The sequence below is a fragment of the Saccharopolyspora elongata genome, assembly GCF_004348985.1.
Taxonomy (GTDB): domain Bacteria; phylum Actinomycetota; class Actinomycetes; order Mycobacteriales; family Pseudonocardiaceae; genus Saccharopolyspora; species Saccharopolyspora elongata.
Map to the genome: position 1 here is coordinate 17,415 of NZ_SMKW01000069.1, position 16,000 is coordinate 33,414.

The following is a 16,000-nucleotide window of genomic DNA, read 5'->3' on the forward strand; positions in this document are numbered from 1 at the left end:
CCATTGGCGAACAAAGACATTCACAATTTCCCCGAAAACCGGGAAAACCACGTGGCAGTGTTCCCGGAATCCGCGAACTCGGCAGCGTCGCAACGCAATTCGAGGGCCCGCAAGTCCGAGTTGCCCGATCGGGCACACCCCGTGCACTTCACCTGATCGGGAAAAGGCCGAGGGCCGGGCGACTTGTCGTCGCCCGGCCCTCGGCTGGGTTAACCGTTGTCAGCGGTCCAGCTTGGTGACCGAACCACCCGCAGCGGTGATCTTCTCCTGGGCGCTGCCGGTGAACGCGTGCGCGGTCACCTCCAGCTTGATGCCCTCCAGATCCCCGTCGCCGAGGATCTTCACGAGCTCGTTCTTCTTGACGAGGCCCTTGGCGATCAGCTCGTCGATGCCGACGGTACCGCCCTCCGGGAACGCCTGGACCAGCCGACCGATGTTCACACCCTGGTACTCGGTGCGGAAGCGGTTCTTGAAGCCCTTCAGCTTCGGGAGCCGCATGTGGATCGGCATCTGCCCACCCTCGAAGCGAGGGGAGACGTTCTTGCGAGCCTTGGTGCCCTTGGTACCGCGGCCCGCGGTCTTGCCCTTGGAGCCCTCACCGCGACCGACGCGGACCTTGTCGCGCTTGGCGCCGGGGGCCGGACGCAGGTCGTGCAGTTTGATGACCATGTCAGTCGACCTCCTCGACCGTCACCAGGTGACGGACGGCGTTGATCATGCCGCGCACGTTGGAGTCATCCGGACGCACCACGGACTGACGGATCTTGCGCAGCCCGAGGGTGCGCATGGTGTCGCGCTGGTTCTGCTTGGTGCCGACCAGACCACGCACCTGGGTGATCTTCAGCTGTGCCATGTCGATCAGGCCCCCTGCTGCGCCGCACGGGCCCGCATGATGAACGCTGGCGCGACGTCCTCGAGCGGCAGGCCGCGACGAGCCGCGACCTCCTCCGGACGCTGCAGCATCTTCAGCGCGGCAACCGTGGCGTGCACGATGTTGATCGGGTTGTCGCTGCCCAGCGACTTGCTCAGCACGTCGTGGACACCGGCGCACTCCAGCACCGCACGCACCGGGCCACCGGCGATGACACCGGTACCGGCACTGGCCGGACGCAGCAGCACGACGCCCGCGGCGTCCTCGCCCTGCACCGGGTGGGTGATGGTGCCGCCCAGGCGCGGGACGCGGAAGAAGTTCTTCTTCGCCTCCTCGACGCCCTTGGCGATCGCCGCCGGAACTTCCTTGGCCTTGCCGTAACCGACACCGACCATGCCGTCGCCGTCGCCGACGACGACCAGCGCGGTGAAGCTGAACCGCCGGCCACCCTTGACGACCTTCGCGACGCGGTTGATGGTCACGACGCGTTCGAACTGCGGGGTCTTCTCTTGGGCCGCCCCGCCACGGCCGCCGTCGCGGCGGTCCCGGCGGTCCTTGCCGCCGGACTCCCCGCCCTCACGCCGAGTGCGTCCAGGCATCAGGCGTCCCTTCCGTTCTCGTTCTTAGCCACTTGTCAGAACTCCAGTCCGCCGTCACGGGCGGCGTCGGCCAGCGCGGCCACGCGACCGTGGTAGGCGTTACCGCCGCGGTCGAACACGACCTTGTCGATGCCGGCGTCCTTGGCACGGGCGGCGACGAGCTCGCCGACCTTCGTGGCCTTGGCCTTCTTGTCGCCCTCGAAGGCCTGGACATCGGCTTCCAGGCTGGTAGCCGAGACCAGGGTGTGGCCCTTGGTGTCGTCGATGACCTGCGCGACGATGTTGCGCAGCGAACGGGTCACGACGAGGCGCGGGCGCTCGGCGGTGCCGACGATCTTCTTGCGGATGCGCGTGTGCCGCTTGGCACGGGCAAGCCGACGCTTGGTCGAGATGTCCTTGCCCACCGGCTTGCGCTTGGTAGCTGTCGTCTCGCTCATGGTCACTTACCCGTCTTCCCGACCTTGCGGCGGATGATCTCCCCTGCGTAGCGGACACCCTTGCCCTTGTACGGGTCGGGCTTGCGCAGCTTGCGAATCCTGGCCGCGATCTCGCCGACCAGCTGCTTGTCGATGCCCTTGACCGAGAGCTTGGTCGGGCCGTCGACCGCGAACTGGATGCCTTCCGGCGGTTCGATCACGATGGGGTGGCTGTAGCCGAGGGCGAACTCGAGGTTCGACCCCTTCTGCATCACGCGGTAACCGACGCCGTGGATCTCCAGGTTCTTCTGGTATCCCTGGCTGACGCCGATCACCATGTTGTTCACCAACGTGCGGGTGAGCCCGTGCAGCGAACGGCTTTCCCGCTCGTCGTTGGGGCGCTTCACCAGCACCGCGCCGTCCTCGTCCTTCTCGACGATGATCGGCTCGGCAACCTGGTGGTGCAGGCTGCCCTTGGGGCCCTTGACCGTCACCGCCGGGCCGTCGATGGTCACCTCGACGCCGGAGGGGACGGTGATCGGCAGCTTTCCGATGCGCGACATTGCCGCTCCTCCTCCCTTACCAGACGTAGGCGAGGACTTCCCCGCCCACGCCCTTCTTCATGGCCTGCCGGTCGGTCAGCAGACCGCCGGAGGTCGAGATGATTGCGACGCCCAGGCCACCCAGCACCTTCGGCAGGTTGGTGGACTTGGCGTAGACCCGCAGGCCGGGCTTGGAGACCCGGCGCAGGCCCGCGATGCTCCGCTCGCGGTTCGGGCCGTACTTGAGCTCGACGACGAGCTGCTTGCAGTTCTCGCCCTCTTCGACGCGCGAGCCGGACACGTAGCCCTCGCGCTTGAGGATCTCGGCGATGTTCGCCTTCAGCTTGGAGTGCGGCATCACGACCTCGTCGTGGTATGCCGAGTTTCCGTTGCGCAGACGCGTCAGCATGTCTGCGATCGGATCGGTCATCGTCATGACCTGCTCAACCTTTCTCGTCTGGTTCCGATGGGCCCCGATCGCGCACCACCCTGAGGTGGACGTCTGGGCCCTGGCCTGGACGAAGTTCGGGGTTTCCCGGCCGAGCAGCCGGTTCCCTTGTCAATTCGCGTGCAAGCACGGCATTCGCCGCGGAGCGTGGGCATCAGCCCTGGTAGCGCCTGCTGAGGGTACCGGCAATCGGTATCACCCCAGCAGGCGGGCAGTCACCAGGAGGACTTGCTCACACCGGGCAGCTCGCCGGCGTGCGCCATCTCGCGGAAGCACACGCGGCACAGGCCGAACTTGCGGAACACCGCACGCGGCCGACCGCAGCGCTGGCAGCGGGTGTAGCCGCGGACGTTGAACTTCGGCTTGCGCGCCGCCTTGATAACCAGCGCCTTCTTGGCCATCGCTCAGTTCTCCTTGAACGGGAAGCCCAGGTGCTTCAGCAGCGCCCGGCCCTCCTCATTGTTGGTGGCCGTGGTAACGACGGTGATGTCCATGCCACGCGGGCGGTCGATGTTGTCCGGGTTGATCTCGTGGAACATCGACTGCTCGTTGAGGCCGAACGTGTAGTTGCCCTTGCCGTCGAACTGCTTCGGCGACAGCCCGCGGAAGTCGCGGATTCGCGGCAGCGCGATGGTGACCAGGCGGTCCAGGAACTCCCACATCCGGTCGCCGCGCAGGGTGACCCGCGCACCGATCGGCATGCCCTCGCGGAGCTTGAACTGCGCGATGGACTTCCGGGCCTTGCGGATCTCCGGCTTCTGACCGGTGATGATCGACAGGTCGCGGACCGCGCCCTCGATCAGCTTGCTGTCCCGAGCGGCGTCGCCAACACCCATGTTGACCACGACCTTGACCACGCCCGGCGTCTGCATCACGTTGGAGTAGTCGAACTCCTCGTTCAGCGCCTGGCGGATCTCCTCGCGGTAACGGGTCTTCAGCCGCGGGACGATCTTCTCAGCGGTAGTCATGATCAGATGTCCTTACCGTTACGACGAGAGATGCGAACCTTCTTGCCGTCCTCACCGATGCGGTAGCCGACCCGGGTGGGCTTGCCGTCGGAGTCCACGACCATCACGTTGCTCACGTGGATCGGTGCTTCCTGGGTGACGATGCCGCCGGACTGCGCGCCACGCTCGGTCCGCGAGACCTTGGTGTGCTTCTTGATCCGGTTGACACCCTCGACCAGAACGCGCTGCTCCTGCGGGATGGCCTTGATGACCTTGCCCTTGGCGCCCTTGTCCTTGCCGGAGATGACGACGACCGTGTCGCCCTTCTTGATCTTCATCAGATCGACACCTCCGGGGACAAAGCGGTCGTCAAGTTGGCAAACCCCGTGTCGCGCCGTGTTCCATGCATCTTCATCACAAAACCTCCGGCGCGAGCGAGATGATCTTCATGAACTTCTTGTCGCGCAGCTCGCGGGCGACCGGACCGAAGATACGGGTGCCCCGCGGCTCACCACCGGGCTTGACCAGCACCGCGGCGTTCTCGTCGAAACGGATGTAGGAACCATCCGCACGACGCTTTTCCTTCTTCTGCCGGACGATGACGGCCTTAACCACATCGCCCTTCTTCACACCGGCACCGGGGATGGCTTCCTTGACGGTCGCCACGATGATGTCCCCGAGGCCCGCGTACCGGCGACCCGACCCACCGAGGACACGGATCGTGAGGATCTCCTTGGCCCCGGTGTTGTCGGCGACACGCAGTCGCGACTCCTGCTGGATCACGTCTTTCTCCTGACCCTAAGTACCCGGACCTGGCCCGGGCACACTCTGGCGCGCCAAATTTCCGACCTGACGCGCGCGGTCAACTTCCGGCACGAGAACGGCCGGCCGCTGGGATGGTTCCCGGCGGCCGGCCGGCCGCACACCTTCGTTTACTTGGCCTTCTCGAGGATCTCGACCAGTCGCCAGCGCTTGCTGGCCGACAGCGGACGAGTCTCCATCAGCAGCACGCGGTCGCCGACACCGGCCGTGTTGGCCTCGTCGTGCGCCTTGACCTTGCTGGTCTGCCGCATGACCTTGCCGTAGAGCGCGTGCTTCTTGCGGTCTTCGAGGGAGACCACGATCGTCTTGTCCATCTTGTCCGAGACGACGTAGCCCTCGCGCACCTTGCGACGGTTGCGCTCCACGCCCTGTCCTTTCTCGCTCATGCCGCGCCCTCCTCAGCGCCTTCGGGGGAAACCGTCAGGCCCAGTTCGCGTTCACGCATGATCGTGTAGATCCGGGCGATGTCCTGCCGGACCGTGCGCAGCCGCCGGTTGTTGCTCAGCTGACCGGTGGCCATCTGGAAGCGGAGGTTGAACAGCTCCTCCTTGGCTTCCTTCAGCCGCTGCACGAGCTCCTCGGCGTTGAGTTCGCGGAGCTCGGATGCGGTGACACCCGCTGCCATCAGAAGTCACCACCCTCGCGGGACACGATCTTGCACTTCATCGGGAGCTTGTGCGCCGCACGGGTCAGCGCCTCGATCGCCGTCTTCTCGTTCGGGAAGGTCAGCTCGAACATGATGCGTCCGGGCTTGACGTTGGCGACCCAGGCCTCCGGCGAGCCCTTACCGGAACCCTGACGGGTTTCGGCGGGCTTCTTGGTCAGCGGGCGGTCCGGGAAGATGTTGATCCACACCTTGCCGCCACGCTTGACGTGCCGGGTGATCGCGATACGAGCCGACTCGATCTGACGGTTGGTCACGTAGCCGTGCTCGACCGCCTGAATGCCGTACTCACCGAAGCTGATCCGGGTACCACCCTTGGCCATGCCCTTGCGCTTCGGGGCGTGGCTCTTGCGCCACTTCACCCTGCGTGGGACGAGCACGTCTCAGCCCTCCGTCTTCTCTTCAGCCGTAGCAGCCTGCGGCTGCTCGCCCTCCGCGGCCTTCTCGGCCTTGGCGGACTTGTCAGCTGCAGCGCGGTCCGCGCCACCGGCACCCCGGCGACGGCCACCGCGATCCGGACGGCCACCGCGGTCACCGCGGTCGCCGCCGCCGCGCGGCGGACGGACCTCGGACTCCTGCTGCTTCTGCTTCAGGCCACCGACCAGCTCGCCCTTGTAGATCCACACCTTGACGCCGATGCGCCCGAAGGTGGTGCGGGCCTCGAAGAAGCCGTAGTCGATGTCCGCGCGCAGCGTGTGCAGCGGAACCCGGCCCTCGCGGTAGAACTCCGAGCGGGACATCTCCGCGCCGCCCAGGCGACCCGAGCACTGCACCCGGATGCCCTTGACCTGCGACGAGCGCATGGCCGACTGAATGGCCTTGCGCATCGCGCGCCGGAAGGACACGCGGTTGGACAGCTGCTCGGCCACGCCCTGCGCGACCAGCTGGGCGTCCGCCTCGGGGTTCTTGACCTCGAGGATGTTGAGCTGGACCTGCTTGCCGGTCAGCTTCTCCAGCGAACCGCGGATGCGGTCCGCCTCGGCACCGCGGCGGCCGATGACGATGCCCGGCCGAGCGGTGTGAATGTCCACGCGGACCCGCTCGCGGGTGCGCTCGATCTCAACCTTCGAGATCCCAGCGCGCTCCATACCGCGAGACAGCTGCCGGCGGATCTTGACGTCCTCCGCGACGTACTCCGAGTACTGCTTGTCGGCGTACCAGCGAGACTTCCAGTCCGTGGTGATGCCGAGTCGGAAGCCGTGCGGGTTGATCTTCTGACCCACTACCGGGCACTCCCCTTCTGGCTCTTTCGGGACTTGGTCGCCGCCTTCGGCCGAGACTCGACCTCGACCGTGATGTGGCTGGTCCGCTTGCGGATCCGGTACGCACGACCCTGCGCGCGCGGCCGGAACCGCTTCAACGTCGGGCCCTCGTCCACGTACGCGTGGCGCACGACCAGCGTCTCGGGGTCGAGGGAGAGGTTGTTCTCAGCGTTGGCGATCGCACTGGCGAGCACCTTCGACACCGGACCGCTGGCGGTCTGCGGCGCGAACTGGAGCACGGCCAGGGCATCGGCGGCACTCCGGCCCTTGATGAGCTCGACCACGCGGCGCGCCTTCATCGGCGACACGCGGACGAACCGGGCCCGCGCCACTGCGTGCGGGAACTCCGCAGCAGTGTCGTCGGAACGGGCTGTCATCCTGCTACCCCTTGCTCTTACTCGTTCGTGTCACAGCCCCGGCTCAGCGGCGGCGCGACTTCCGGTCGTCCTTGACGTGGCCCTTGAAAGTACGGGTCGGGGCGAACTCGCCCAGCTTGTGCCCGACCATCGACTCGGTGACGAACACCGGGATGTGCTTGCGGCCGTCGTGCACCGCGAAGGTGTGGCCCAGCATGTCCGGGATGATCGTCGACCGGCGGGACCAGGTCTTGATCACGGTCTTCTTGCCCGACTCGTTAAGCACGTCCACCTTCTTGAGCAGGTGGTCGTCCACGAACGGGCCCTTCTTCAGGCTGCGTGGCATGTTTGCTTACCTCCCTGCTCAGCGCTTCTTGCCGGTACGGCGACGGCGGACGATGAGCTTGTCACTGGGCTTGCGGCGGCGGGTGCGACCCTCCGGCTTGCCCTTCGGGTTGACCGGGTGACGACCACCGGAGGTCTTGCCCTCACCACCACCGTGCGGGTGGTCCACCGGGTTCATGACGACACCGCGGACGGTCGGGCGCTTGCCCTTCCACCGCATGCGGCCGGCCTTGCCCCAGTTGATGTTGGCGTGCTCGGAGTTGCCGACCTCGCCGACGGTGGCCCGGCACCGCGCGTCCACGTTGCGGATTTCGCCCGAGGGCATCCGCAGCTGGGCGTACGGGCCGTCCTTGGCCACCAGCTGCACCCGGGCACCGGCCGAGCGAGCGATCTTCGCGCCCTGTCCGGGGCGGAGCTCGATCGCGTGGATCACGGTGCCGGTCGGGATGTTGCGCAGCGGCAGGTTGTTACCCGGCTTGATGTCCGCACGCGCACCGCTCTCGATCGCGTCGCCCTGCTTGATGTTGTTCGGCGCGATGATGTAGCGCTTCTCGCCATCGGCGTAGTGCAGGAGCGCGATCCGAGCACTGCGGTTCGGGTCGTACTCGATGTGCGCGACCTTGGCCGGCACACCGTCCTTGTCGTTGCGGCGGAAGTCGATCACGCGGTAAGCCCGCTTGTGACCGCCACCCTTGTGCCGCGTGGTGATCTTGCCCTGAGCGTTGCGGCCCGCCTTCTTGTTCAGCGGACGCACCAACGACTTCTCCGGCTCCGACCGGGTGATCTCGGCGAAGTCGGACACGCTCGCGCCACGACGGCCCGGCGTCGTCGGCTTGTACTTGCGAATGCCCATTGTTAACGCAACCTCGTCCTAATCAGCACCGGTCAGGCGGCCGGTCCGCCGAAGATCTCGATCGGCTTGCTCTCCGGCGACAGGGTGACGATCGCCCGCTTGGTGTCCTTGCGCTTGCCGAACCCGGTGCGGGAACGCTTGCGCTTGCCGTTGCGGTTGATCGTGTTGACGCTGGTGACCTTGACGTCGAAGATCTTCTCGATCGCGATCTTGATCTCGGTCTTGTTCGAGCGCGGGTCCACCAGGAAGGTGTACTGGCTCTGCTCGAGCAACCCGTAGCTCTTCTCGGAGATCACCGGCGCAAGGATGATGTCTCGCGGGTCGGCGCTCACTGCTCTGCCTCCTCTGCGGAAGACGCGGCGGCCTTGACCGACCGGCCCTTGACCGGGCCCGCGACGAAGCGCTCGTACGCGGCCTTGGTGAACACAACGTCGTCGCTGTTCAGCACGTCGTAGGTGTTCAGCTGACCCGGGTCGATCAGGTGCACGTTCTGCAGGTTCCGCAGGCTCAGCCAGGAGTTCTCCTCCTCGTGGCGGTTGAGCACAATCAGAACCTTCTTGGCCTCGGTCCAGTTCCGCAGCGCGGTCTTGGCGGACTTGGTGGACGGCGTCTCGCCGCCGACCACGCCGGTGACCACGTGCAGCTGGCCGGCGCGAACCCGGTCGGAGAGGGCACCGCGCAGGGCGGCGACCTTCATCTTCTTCGGGGTCCGCTGCGAGTAGTCCCGCGGCTGCGGCCCGTGAACGATGCCACCACCGGTGAACTGCGGGGCCCGGATGGAGCCCTGCCGGGCGTTGCCGGTGCCCTTCTGGCGGTACGGCTTCTTGCCGCCGCCGGACACCATGCCACGCGTCTTCGTGGAGTGCGTGCCCTGGCGCGCGGCGGCCAGCTGGGCCACCACGACCTGGTGCATCAGCGCCACGTTGGCCTGCACGTCGAAGATCTCGGCGGGCAGTTCGACGGTGCCGTCGGTCTTACCGTCCGGGGTACGGACATCGAGCGTCAGGCTCATCACGCACCACCCTTCGCGGGACTCTTAACCAGGACCAGGCCGCCCTTGGGGCCGGGGACGGCACCCTTGATCAGCAGCAGGCCGGTCTCGGACTCCACCTTGTGGACCTTCAGGTTCTGCGTGGTGACGCGGTCGGAACCCATCCGCCCGGCCATCCGCATGCCCTTGAACACGCGACCGGGGGTGGCGCAGCCACCGATGGAACCCGGCTTGCGGTGCACGGCCTGGGTACCGTGGCTGGCGCCCTGGCTGCGGAAACCGTGCCGCTTGATGGTGCCCGCGAAGCCCTTGCCCTTGCTGGTGCCGACGACGTCGACAACCGAGCCCGCCTCGAAGACGTCCGCGCCGAGCTCCTGGCCCAGCTCGTACTCACCGGCGTCGGCGGTGCGCAGCTCCACGACGTGGCGGCGCGGGGTGACGCCGGCCTTGGCGAAGTGGCCGCTGCGCGGCTTGTTCACCTTGCGCGGGTCGATGGCGCCGAACGCCAGCTGCACGGCCGCGTAGCCGTCCTTTTCGGGGGTCCGAATCTGGGTAACCACGTTCGGCCCGGCCTGGACGACGGTCACCGGGACAATCCGGTTCTGGTCGTCGAAGACCTGGGTCATGCCGAGCTTGGTGCCCAGAATCCCCTTGATCTGCCTGTCAGACATAGGTCTCGTTCTCTCCAGCTACCTCGTCGCCGCGCTTACTGGATGTTCACGTCGACGCTGGCCGGCAGGTCGATGCGCATCAGCGCGTCAACCGTCTTCGGCGTCGGTTCGAGGATGTCGATGAGCCGCTTGTGCGTCCGCATCTCGAAGTGCTCCCGCGAGTCCTTGTACTTGTGCGGGGAGCGGATGACGCAGTAGACGTTCTTCTCCGTGGGCAGCGGCACCGGCCCAACGACCCGAGCGCCGGTGCGCGTCACGGTCTCGACGATCTTGCGTGCGGACGCGTCGATCGCCTCGTGGTCGTAGGCCTTGAGCCGGATGCGGATCTTCTGTCCCGCCATAGTGGCTTGCCGTTCCTCTAGTCTCGTGCCGCGGTTTCGTCTTGGGTGCGGGTGCACCGCACCCTCGCGGGCGGTGGTGCCCCACGCGGCCTCAGCCTTGCGTCATCCCGATGCCGGGAGGCGCCACAGCTCTCAGTCCGCCCCTGTTCAGGTATCTGGTGCCCGGTACACGCGGTCGGGCGTGTCGCCCGGCTACCGCATACCGGTCCCCTCGAACGTCGCCGATGGGGTGGGCCTTGCGGCCCGTACACCTTCTTGTGCCCTGTTCGGCCCGCCACCGGCGAACCGGCGACACCAGCACCGCCTGAGAACAGCCGGTGAACCAGAACAAGGGCGCGAGGCCCTCGCAGCAAAGCGGCCGTTGCTTCGAACCTTCTCGATTTCGATCAGTTCAAAACCCGGCCGCCCTGAACGAGCAACCCATACAGGATGACACACCCGTTTATCCAGCCCAAACCGGGGGTGGCATTACGGGAGAACTGTTGCCGGGCTCACCTCGCCCGGGCGGTCCCGTGGCGGGATCCCGGACACCGGCGGTCGGGGCCGAGCGGCCTCGCCGCCCGAAGACGAAACTTCGGCAGGTTTGTCACCTGAAAAGCAAGAGGGCCCGCCCCCCGAAGAACGGGAGCGGGCCCTCGCCACGTCACTTGTTGATCTTGGTGACGCGACCGGCGCCGACGGTGCGGCCACCCTCGCGGATCGCGAAGCGCAGACCCTCGTCCATCGCGATGGGCTGGATCAGCTGGACCGACATCTCGGTGTTGTCGCCCGGCATGACCATCTCGGTGCCCTCGGGGAGGGTCACCACGCCGGTCACGTCGGTGGTCCGGAAGTAGAACTGCGGACGGTAGTTGTTGAAGAACGGCGTGTGCCGGCCACCCTCGTCCTTGGACAGGATGTACACCTGAGCCTCGAACTCGGTGTGCGGGGTGGTGGTGCCGGGCTTCACGACGACCATGCCGCGCTCGACCTCTTCGCGCTTGACACCGCGGATCAGCAGACCCACGTTGTCACCCGCCTGGCCCTCGTCGAGCAGCTTGCGGAACATCTCGACACCGGTGACGGTGGTCTTGATCGGCTTCTCCTTGATACCGACCATCTCCACCTCCTCGTTCACCTTGACCACACCGCGCTCGATGCGGCCGGTGACCACGGTGCCGCGGCCGGTGATGGAGAAGACGTCCTCGATCGGCATCAGGAACGGCTTCTCGATCTCGCGAACCGGGTCCGGGACGTTCTCGTCCACGGCGTCCATCAGCTCGACGATCTTGGCGCCCCACTCGGCGTCGCCCTCCAGCGCCTTCAGCGCGGAAACGCGGACGACCGGCACGTCGTCACCCGGGAACTCCTGGGCCGACAGCAGCTCGCGGACCTCCATCTCGACGAGCTCGAGGATTTCCTCGTCGTCGACCATGTCGGACTTGTTCAGCGCGACCAGGATGTAGGGAACGCCGACCTGGCGGGCCAGCAGCACGTGCTCGCGGGTCTGCGGCATCGGGCCGTCGGTGGCCGCGACCACCAGGATCGCGCCGTCCATCTGCGCGGCACCGGTGATCATGTTCTTCACGTAGTCGGCGTGACCCGGGGCGTCCACGTGGGCGTAGTGGCGCTTCTCGGTCTGGTACTCGACGTGCGCGATCTGAATGGTGATACCGCGCTCGCGCTCCTCCGGCGCCTTGTCGATCTCGTCGAACGGCGTGAAGGGGTTCAGGTCCGGGTACTTGTCGTGCAGAACCTTGGTGATGGCCGCGGTGAGCGTGGTCTTGCCGTGGTCAACGTGACCGATGGTCCCGATGTTGACGTGCGGCTTGTCCCTCTCGAACTTCGCCTTAGCCACTGGATTGTCCTCCTGGACTTGTTAACTTTCCGCCGTACGACTTGTTGTGCCAGGCGGAGTCCTGTCGGGTAGGTGACGGGTGGGCCCCCAACCCCGGAAGAACACTGTCCTTGCGGGGTGGCGGCCCGTCCGCCGCCGAACTGGAGGGGATTGCTCCCCGGTCGCCTTCGCGAGGCGTTGCCTCGTGCCCGGTCCCGGCTCAGCCGCGACCGGACACCGGGTCACTCGCCCGTTGCCTTGGCGATGATCTCCTTCGCCACGTTCGCCGGAACCTCGGCGTAGGAGTCGAACACCATCGAGTAGTTGGCACGGCCCTGGGTCTTCGACCGCAGGTCGCCGACATACCCGAACATCTCCGACAGCGGCACGAGGGCCTTGACGACGCGGGTACCGCTGCGCTCCTCCATGGCCTGGATCTGACCACGGCGGGAGTTCAGGTCGCCGATGACATCGCCCATGTAGTCCTCGGGCGTGGTCACCTCGACCGCCATCATGGGCTCGAGCAGCGCCGGGGAGGCCTTCGCGGCGGCTTCCTTCAGCGCCATCGAACCGGCGACCTTGAAGGCCATTTCCGAGGAGTCGACCTCGTGGTACTGGCCGTCGAGCAAGGTCACCTTCACGCCGACCAGCGGGTAGCCGGCCAGCACGCCGTACTGCATCGCGTCCTGCGCGCCCTGGTCCACCGAGGGGATGTACTCGCGCGGGATGCGCCCACCGGTGACCTTGTTCTCGAACTCGTAGGTCGCGCTCTCCGACGTCTGCTCGATCGGCGACAGGCCGATGATCACGCGCGCGAACTGACCGGAACCACCGGTCTGCTTCTTGTGCGTGTACTCGTACTTGTCGATCGACTTGCGGATCGTCTCGCGGTAGGCCACCTGCGGCTTGCCGATGTTGGCCTCGACCTTGAAGTCGGTCTTCATCCGGTTGACGAGCACCTCGAGGTGCAGCTCGCCCATGCCCTTGATGATGGTCTGACCGGTCTCCTCGTCCAGCTTGACCTGGAACGTGGGGTCTTCCTCGGCGAGCTTCTGGATCGCCGTGGACAGCTTCTCCTGGTCGGCCTTCGTCTTGGGCTCGATGGCCACCTCGATGACCGGAGCCGGGAAGGTCATCGACTCCAGCACGATCGGGTTCGCCGGGTCGCACAGGGTGTCACCGGTCGTGGTGTCCTTGAGCCCGATCACCGCGTAGATGTGACCGGCCTGGATCTCGTCGACCGGGTTCTCCTTGTTGGAGTGCATCTGGAACATCTTCCCGATGCGCTCCTTGCGCTCCTTGGTCGAGTTGATGACCTGGGTGCCCGCGGCGACCTTGCCCGAGTAGACCCGGACGTAGGTCAGCTTGCCGAAGAACGGGTGCACCGCGATCTTCGAGACCAGCGCGGCGAACGGCTCGTCGGTGCTCGGCTTGCGCTCGGCCTCGGTGACGCCGTCGGGCAGCAGACCCTGCACCGGCGGGACGTCCAGCGGCGACGGCAGGTAGTCCACCACCGCGTCCAGCATCGGCTGGACACCCTTGTTCTTGAACGCGGTACCGCACAGGACCGGGAAGGCTTCGCGGCTGTTGGTCAGCTTGCGGATGCCGGCCTTGATCTGCTCCTCGGTCAGCTCCTCGCCACCGAAGTAGGCCTCCATCAGGGCCTCGTCGGACTCCGCGACGGCCTCGACCAGCTTCTCGCGGTACTCCGCGGCCTTCTCGGCGAGGTCGGCCGGGATGTCCTCGACCTCGTAGTCCTCGCCCTTCTTGACCTCGCCGCGCCAGGTCAGCGCCTTCATGCGGACCAGGTCGACGACGCCCTGGAAGTCCGACTCGGCGCCGATCGGCAGCTGCAGCACCAGCGGCCGGGCGTGGAGGCGTTCCTCGATCGTCCGCACCGTGAAGTAGAAGTCCGCACCCAGCTTGTCCATCTTGTTGACGAAGCAGATGCGCGGAACGTCGTACTTGTCCGCCTGACGCCAGACCTGCTCGGACTGCGGTTCGACACCTTCCTTACCGTCGAACACCGCGACCGCGCCGTCCAGGACGCGCAGCGACCGCTCCACCTCGACCGTGAAGTCGACGTGGCCCGGGGTGTCGATGATGTTGATCTGAGTGTCGCCCCAGAAGGTCGTGGTAGCAGCCGAGGTAATGGTGATACCCCGCTTCTGCTCCTCTTCCATCCAGTCCATCGTCGCGGCGCCGTCGTGCACCTCGCCGATCTTGTACGTGATCCCCGTGTAGTAGAGGATCCGCTCGGTCGTGGTGGTCTTGCCCGCGTCGATGTGGGCCATGATGCCGATGTTGCGGACCTTGGTCAGGTCTGTCAGCACGTCGCGTGCCACGAGTTTCTTCCCCGTTCCCTACAGCAGGTGCAAGCTGTCGAATCGGTGCGCCGAGGCGGGCAAGAGCCGACCCGACGTCACCAGCGGTAGTGCGCGAAGGCCTTGTTGGACTCCGCCATCTTGTGCGTGTCTTCACGCTTCTTGACGCTCGCGCCGAGGCCGTTGCTCGCGTCCAGCAGCTCGTTCATCAGGCGCTCGACCATGGTCTTCTCGCGGCGCTGCCGGGAGTAACCGACCAGCCAGCGCAGCGCGAGGGTGGTGGAGCGGCCGGCGCGCACCTCGATCGGCACCTGGTAGGTCGCGCCACCGACGCGGCGGCTGCGGACCTCCAGGGTCGGCTTCACGTTGTCGAGGGCACGCTTGAGCGTGACGACCGGGTCGGTGCCGGTCTTCTCCCGGCAGCCTTCCAGCGCCGCGTAAACGATCCGCTCGGCCAGCGAGCGCTTGCCGTCCACGAGGACCTTGTTCACCAGCTGCGTGACCAACGGCGCGCCGTACACGGGATCGGCGTGCAGCGGCCGCTTCGGGGCCGGACCCTTGCGGGGCATCAGCTCTTCTCCTTCTTCGCGCCGTACCGGCTGCGAGCCTGCTTGCGGTTCTTCACACCCTGGGTGTCAGCGGAACCGCGGATGATCTTGTAGCGCACGCCGGGGAGGTCCTTCACACGGCCGCCACGAACGAGCACGATCGAGTGCTCCTGCAGGTTGTGGCCTTCACCCGGGATGTAGGCCGTGACCTCGATGCCGCTGGTCAGCTTGACACGAGCGACCTTGCGCAGGGCCGAGTTGGGCTTCTTCGGGGTGGTCGTGTACACGCGGGTGCACACGCCACGCCGCTGCGGGCTCCCCTTGAGCGCCGCAGTCTTGGTCTTGGCGACCTTGTCCTGGCGGCCCTTACGGACCAGCTGCTGGATGGTGGGCATGGACCGGCTTTCTGTCAGCGTTCGCGTCTTCTGGTACTCGACCAAGCGGCGCTCGTTCGAGCTTCGGCGTGCCCTGGCGTCGAGCACCTGTCAGGCACTGTGTTTCGGGACTCCTCCCGCACCACGAGGTCGGGCGTGTCGCCCGCTCCTCGGCCTTTCGGCGCCGATGCGCCCCAATGGGAACGACCCCAGAGGGTTGTCGAGAGGAGTTCCACACATCCTCGGCGCTGGCGCGGTCTCAACCAGCGGCTGGCGACCACGTCATGCACGGGCATGCGGATCGACCCGATGGGTGTCGGGTCCGATAAACAAAGATACCTGCCCCGTTCTCAGAGGGTCAAAACGGGGTCCCCCTTGACCTGCTCGATCACCCGGCACTGCGACGGCGCCACCTCGGGGTGCGAGCTCGCGGCTTCCCTCCCGGACACTCTACCCAGGCTGACAAGGGCCTCCCGCGGAGCGAGATCGCTCACACCGCCGGGGTCATTCGGCAGGCCACACCACGACCCAGCTGGCCTGCCCGATCGGCCGCCCGGCCGCCGGGTGCTGGCGCTGGATGCGGCCGTGGTCCCGGCGCAGCGGGCGCGGGTCGCCGTCCGGGCCGCCGACGACGACCTCCACGCCGACGGCGTTGGCCACCGCGAGCGCCTCCAGCGGCGTCCGGCCGACCAGGTCCGGGATGGGCCGCGGATCGCCGTAGTAGTCGAGGTACCGGTTGACTCCGCGCGCCGGACTCATGACGCCGCCCCGGGGCCGGCGGGCGTGGTGAGAGGGGCCCTGCGCAGCGTT

26 protein-coding genes are annotated in these 16,000 nt (G+C 66.7%); all 26 read right to left on the reverse strand.

The genetic code is table 11. The annotated features are described in order from the left end of the window. Positions 1 to 219: 219 nt before the first annotated feature. Positions 220 to 669, reverse strand: coding sequence for a 50S ribosomal protein L15 (rplO, locus tag E1288_RS35235; RefSeq protein ID WP_132493028.1), 450 nt, complete (start codon positions 667 to 669; stop codon positions 220 to 222). Between the two features lies 1 nt (position 670). After that, complete coding sequence (rpmD, locus tag E1288_RS35240; protein WP_132493029.1) at positions 671 to 853, reverse strand: 50S ribosomal protein L30; 183 nt, start codon at positions 851 to 853, stop codon at positions 671 to 673. 5 nt (positions 854 to 858) lie between these two features. Further along, on the reverse strand, positions 859 to 1,470 hold the full coding sequence (rpsE, locus tag E1288_RS35245) for a 30S ribosomal protein S5 (protein WP_132493030.1): 612 nt from the start codon (positions 1,468 to 1,470) through the stop codon (positions 859 to 861). Positions 1,471 to 1,505: 35 nt separating this feature from the next. Next, the gene (gene rplR, locus E1288_RS35250) at positions 1,506 to 1,907 is read right to left on the reverse strand and encodes a 50S ribosomal protein L18 (RefSeq protein ID WP_235884041.1); all 402 of its coding nucleotides are present in this window, start codon (positions 1,905 to 1,907) and stop codon (positions 1,506 to 1,508) included. Between the two features lie 2 nt (positions 1,908 to 1,909). Next, the gene (rplF, locus tag E1288_RS35255; protein ID WP_093265631.1) at positions 1,910 to 2,449 is read right to left on the reverse strand and encodes a 50S ribosomal protein L6; all 540 of its coding nucleotides are present in this window, start codon (positions 2,447 to 2,449) and stop codon (positions 1,910 to 1,912) included. A 16-nt stretch (positions 2,450 to 2,465) separates the two neighbouring features. Continuing rightward, positions 2,466 to 2,864, reverse strand: a complete 399-nt coding sequence (gene rpsH / locus E1288_RS35260; protein ID WP_010315396.1) for a 30S ribosomal protein S8 — start codon at positions 2,862 to 2,864, stop codon at positions 2,466 to 2,468. Positions 2,865 to 3,091: 227 nt separating this feature from the next. Next, entirely contained in the window at positions 3,092 to 3,277 is a 186-nt protein-coding gene (locus E1288_RS35265; RefSeq protein ID WP_010315398.1) for a type Z 30S ribosomal protein S14, read from the reverse strand. A 3-nt stretch (positions 3,278 to 3,280) separates the two neighbouring features. Next, on the reverse strand, positions 3,281 to 3,844 hold the full coding sequence (gene rplE / locus E1288_RS35270; RefSeq protein ID WP_132493032.1) for a 50S ribosomal protein L5: 564 nt from the start codon (positions 3,842 to 3,844) through the stop codon (positions 3,281 to 3,283). A 2-nt stretch (positions 3,845 to 3,846) separates the two neighbouring features. Further along, positions 3,847 to 4,161: a 50S ribosomal protein L24 gene (gene rplX, locus E1288_RS35275; protein ID WP_132493033.1), complete on the reverse strand. Its 315-nt coding sequence runs from the start codon at positions 4,159 to 4,161 to the stop codon at positions 3,847 to 3,849. 76 nt (positions 4,162 to 4,237) lie between these two features. Continuing rightward, a complete protein-coding gene (rplN, locus tag E1288_RS35280) occupies positions 4,238 to 4,606 on the reverse strand; it encodes a 50S ribosomal protein L14 (RefSeq protein ID WP_010315405.1) in 369 nt (122 codons plus the stop codon). A 149-nt stretch (positions 4,607 to 4,755) separates the two neighbouring features. Then, positions 4,756 to 5,031, reverse strand: coding sequence for a 30S ribosomal protein S17 (gene rpsQ / locus E1288_RS35285; RefSeq protein WP_132493034.1), 276 nt, complete (start codon positions 5,029 to 5,031; stop codon positions 4,756 to 4,758). Beyond that, on the reverse strand, positions 5,028 to 5,270 hold the full coding sequence (rpmC, locus tag E1288_RS35290; protein ID WP_093265636.1) for a 50S ribosomal protein L29: 243 nt from the start codon (positions 5,268 to 5,270) through the stop codon (positions 5,028 to 5,030). The genes rpsQ and rpmC overlap by 4 nt, the downstream gene beginning before the upstream one ends. After that, on the reverse strand, positions 5,270 to 5,689 hold the full coding sequence (rplP, locus tag E1288_RS35295; RefSeq protein WP_132493035.1) for a 50S ribosomal protein L16: 420 nt from the start codon (positions 5,687 to 5,689) through the stop codon (positions 5,270 to 5,272). Before rplP ends, rpmC begins: the two co-directional genes overlap by 1 nt. A 3-nt stretch (positions 5,690 to 5,692) precedes the next feature. Continuing rightward, positions 5,693 to 6,532 (reverse strand): 30S ribosomal protein S3, encoded by an 840-nt coding sequence (gene rpsC / locus E1288_RS35300; protein WP_132493036.1) that lies wholly within the window; start codon positions 6,530 to 6,532, stop codon positions 5,693 to 5,695. Beyond that, positions 6,532 to 6,948 carry a 50S ribosomal protein L22 gene (gene rplV, locus E1288_RS35305; protein ID WP_093265641.1) on the reverse strand — a complete coding sequence of 139 codons (417 nt, stop codon included), beginning with the start codon at positions 6,946 to 6,948 and terminating at the stop codon, positions 6,532 to 6,534. Before rplV ends, rpsC begins: the two co-directional genes overlap by 1 nt. Before the next feature lie 43 nt (positions 6,949 to 6,991). Then, positions 6,992 to 7,273, reverse strand: coding sequence for a 30S ribosomal protein S19 (gene rpsS, locus E1288_RS35310; protein ID WP_093265642.1), 282 nt, complete (start codon positions 7,271 to 7,273; stop codon positions 6,992 to 6,994). An 18-nt stretch (positions 7,274 to 7,291) separates the two neighbouring features. After that, positions 7,292 to 8,125 carry a 50S ribosomal protein L2 gene (gene rplB / locus E1288_RS35315; protein WP_093265644.1) on the reverse strand — a complete coding sequence of 278 codons (834 nt, stop codon included), beginning with the start codon at positions 8,123 to 8,125 and terminating at the stop codon, positions 7,292 to 7,294. 32 nt (positions 8,126 to 8,157) lie between these two features. Further along, positions 8,158 to 8,457: a 50S ribosomal protein L23 gene (gene rplW / locus E1288_RS35320; protein ID WP_132493037.1), complete on the reverse strand. Its 300-nt coding sequence runs from the start codon at positions 8,455 to 8,457 to the stop codon at positions 8,158 to 8,160. After that, on the reverse strand, positions 8,454 to 9,137 hold the full coding sequence (gene rplD / locus E1288_RS35325; RefSeq protein ID WP_132493038.1) for a 50S ribosomal protein L4: 684 nt from the start codon (positions 9,135 to 9,137) through the stop codon (positions 8,454 to 8,456). The genes rplW and rplD overlap by 4 nt, the downstream gene beginning before the upstream one ends. Next, positions 9,137 to 9,787 (reverse strand): 50S ribosomal protein L3, encoded by a 651-nt coding sequence (gene rplC, locus E1288_RS35330; RefSeq protein WP_132493039.1) that lies wholly within the window; start codon positions 9,785 to 9,787, stop codon positions 9,137 to 9,139. The genes rplD and rplC overlap by 1 nt, the downstream gene beginning before the upstream one ends. Before the next feature lie 35 nt (positions 9,788 to 9,822). Continuing rightward, positions 9,823 to 10,128 (reverse strand): 30S ribosomal protein S10, encoded by a 306-nt coding sequence (gene rpsJ / locus E1288_RS35335; protein WP_009948626.1) that lies wholly within the window; start codon positions 10,126 to 10,128, stop codon positions 9,823 to 9,825. A 643-nt stretch (positions 10,129 to 10,771) separates the two neighbouring features. After that, positions 10,772 to 11,965 carry an elongation factor Tu gene (gene tuf / locus E1288_RS35340; RefSeq protein ID WP_093265650.1) on the reverse strand — a complete coding sequence of 398 codons (1,194 nt, stop codon included), beginning with the start codon at positions 11,963 to 11,965 and terminating at the stop codon, positions 10,772 to 10,774. Between the two features lie 221 nt (positions 11,966 to 12,186). Then, complete coding sequence (gene fusA / locus E1288_RS35345; RefSeq protein ID WP_132493040.1) at positions 12,187 to 14,289, reverse strand: elongation factor G; 2,103 nt, start codon at positions 14,287 to 14,289, stop codon at positions 12,187 to 12,189. A gap of 77 nt (positions 14,290 to 14,366) precedes the next feature. Continuing rightward, entirely contained in the window at positions 14,367 to 14,837 is a 471-nt protein-coding gene (rpsG, locus tag E1288_RS35350) for a 30S ribosomal protein S7 (RefSeq protein ID WP_010315434.1), read from the reverse strand. Further along, complete coding sequence (rpsL, locus tag E1288_RS35355; RefSeq protein ID WP_009948619.1) at positions 14,837 to 15,211, reverse strand: 30S ribosomal protein S12; 375 nt, start codon at positions 15,209 to 15,211, stop codon at positions 14,837 to 14,839. Before rpsL ends, rpsG begins: the two co-directional genes overlap by 1 nt. A gap of 483 nt (positions 15,212 to 15,694) precedes the next feature. After that, positions 15,695 to 15,949: a hypothetical protein gene (locus tag E1288_RS47410; protein ID WP_165968423.1), complete on the reverse strand. Its 255-nt coding sequence runs from the start codon at positions 15,947 to 15,949 to the stop codon at positions 15,695 to 15,697. Positions 15,950 to 16,000 lie beyond the last annotated feature (51 nt).

What these genes read in the sequence shown, in the direction of transcription:
- rplO (WP_132493028.1), bottom strand. Translation starts at nt 669, where the DNA reads ATGGTCATCAAACTGCACGACCTGCGTCCGGCCCCCGGCGCCAAGCGC.
- rpmD (WP_132493029.1), bottom strand. Translation starts at nt 853, where the DNA reads ATGGCACAGCTGAAGATCACCCAGGTGCGTGGTCTGGTCGGCACCAAG.
- rpsE (WP_132493030.1), bottom strand. Translation starts at nt 1,470, where the DNA reads ATGCCTGGACGCACTCGGCGTGAGGGCGGGGAGTCCGGCGGCAAGGAC.
- rplR (WP_235884041.1), bottom strand. Translation starts at nt 1,907, where the DNA reads ATGAGCGAGACGACAGCTACCAAGCGCAAGCCGGTGGGCAAGGACATC.
- rplF (WP_093265631.1), bottom strand. Translation starts at nt 2,449, where the DNA reads ATGTCGCGCATCGGAAAGCTGCCGATCACCGTCCCCTCCGGCGTCGAG.
- rpsH (WP_010315396.1), bottom strand. Translation starts at nt 2,864, where the DNA reads ATGACGATGACCGATCCGATCGCAGACATGCTGACGCGTCTGCGCAAC.
- E1288_RS35265 (WP_010315398.1), bottom strand. Translation starts at nt 3,277, where the DNA reads ATGGCCAAGAAGGCGCTGGTTATCAAGGCGGCGCGCAAGCCGAAGTTC.
- rplE (WP_132493032.1), bottom strand. Translation starts at nt 3,844, where the DNA reads ATGACTACCGCTGAGAAGATCGTCCCGCGGCTGAAGACCCGTTACCGC.
- rplX (WP_132493033.1), bottom strand. Translation starts at nt 4,161, where the DNA reads ATGAAGATCAAGAAGGGCGACACGGTCGTCGTCATCTCCGGCAAGGAC.
- rpsQ (WP_132493034.1), bottom strand. Translation starts at nt 5,031, where the DNA reads ATGAGCGAGAAAGGACAGGGCGTGGAGCGCAACCGTCGCAAGGTGCGC.
- rpmC (WP_093265636.1), bottom strand. Translation starts at nt 5,270, where the DNA reads ATGGCAGCGGGTGTCACCGCATCCGAGCTCCGCGAACTCAACGCCGAG.
- rplV (WP_093265641.1), bottom strand. Translation starts at nt 6,948, where the DNA reads ATGACAGCCCGTTCCGACGACACTGCTGCGGAGTTCCCGCACGCAGTG.
- rpsS (WP_093265642.1), bottom strand. Translation starts at nt 7,273, where the DNA reads ATGCCACGCAGCCTGAAGAAGGGCCCGTTCGTGGACGACCACCTGCTC.
- rplB (WP_093265644.1), bottom strand. Translation starts at nt 8,125, where the DNA reads ATGGGCATTCGCAAGTACAAGCCGACGACGCCGGGCCGTCGTGGCGCG.
- rplD (WP_132493038.1), bottom strand. Translation starts at nt 9,137, where the DNA reads ATGAGCCTGACGCTCGATGTCCGTACCCCGGACGGTAAGACCGACGGC.
- rplC (WP_132493039.1), bottom strand. Translation starts at nt 9,787, where the DNA reads ATGTCTGACAGGCAGATCAAGGGGATTCTGGGCACCAAGCTCGGCATG.
- rpsJ (WP_009948626.1), bottom strand. Translation starts at nt 10,128, where the DNA reads ATGGCGGGACAGAAGATCCGCATCCGGCTCAAGGCCTACGACCACGAG.
- rpsG (WP_010315434.1), bottom strand. Translation starts at nt 14,837, where the DNA reads ATGCCCCGCAAGGGTCCGGCCCCGAAGCGGCCGCTGCACGCCGATCCC.
- rpsL (WP_009948619.1), bottom strand. Translation starts at nt 15,211, where the DNA reads ATGCCCACCATCCAGCAGCTGGTCCGTAAGGGCCGCCAGGACAAGGTC.
- E1288_RS47410 (WP_165968423.1), bottom strand. Translation starts at nt 15,949, where the DNA reads ATGAGTCCGGCGCGCGGAGTCAACCGGTACCTCGACTACTACGGCGAT.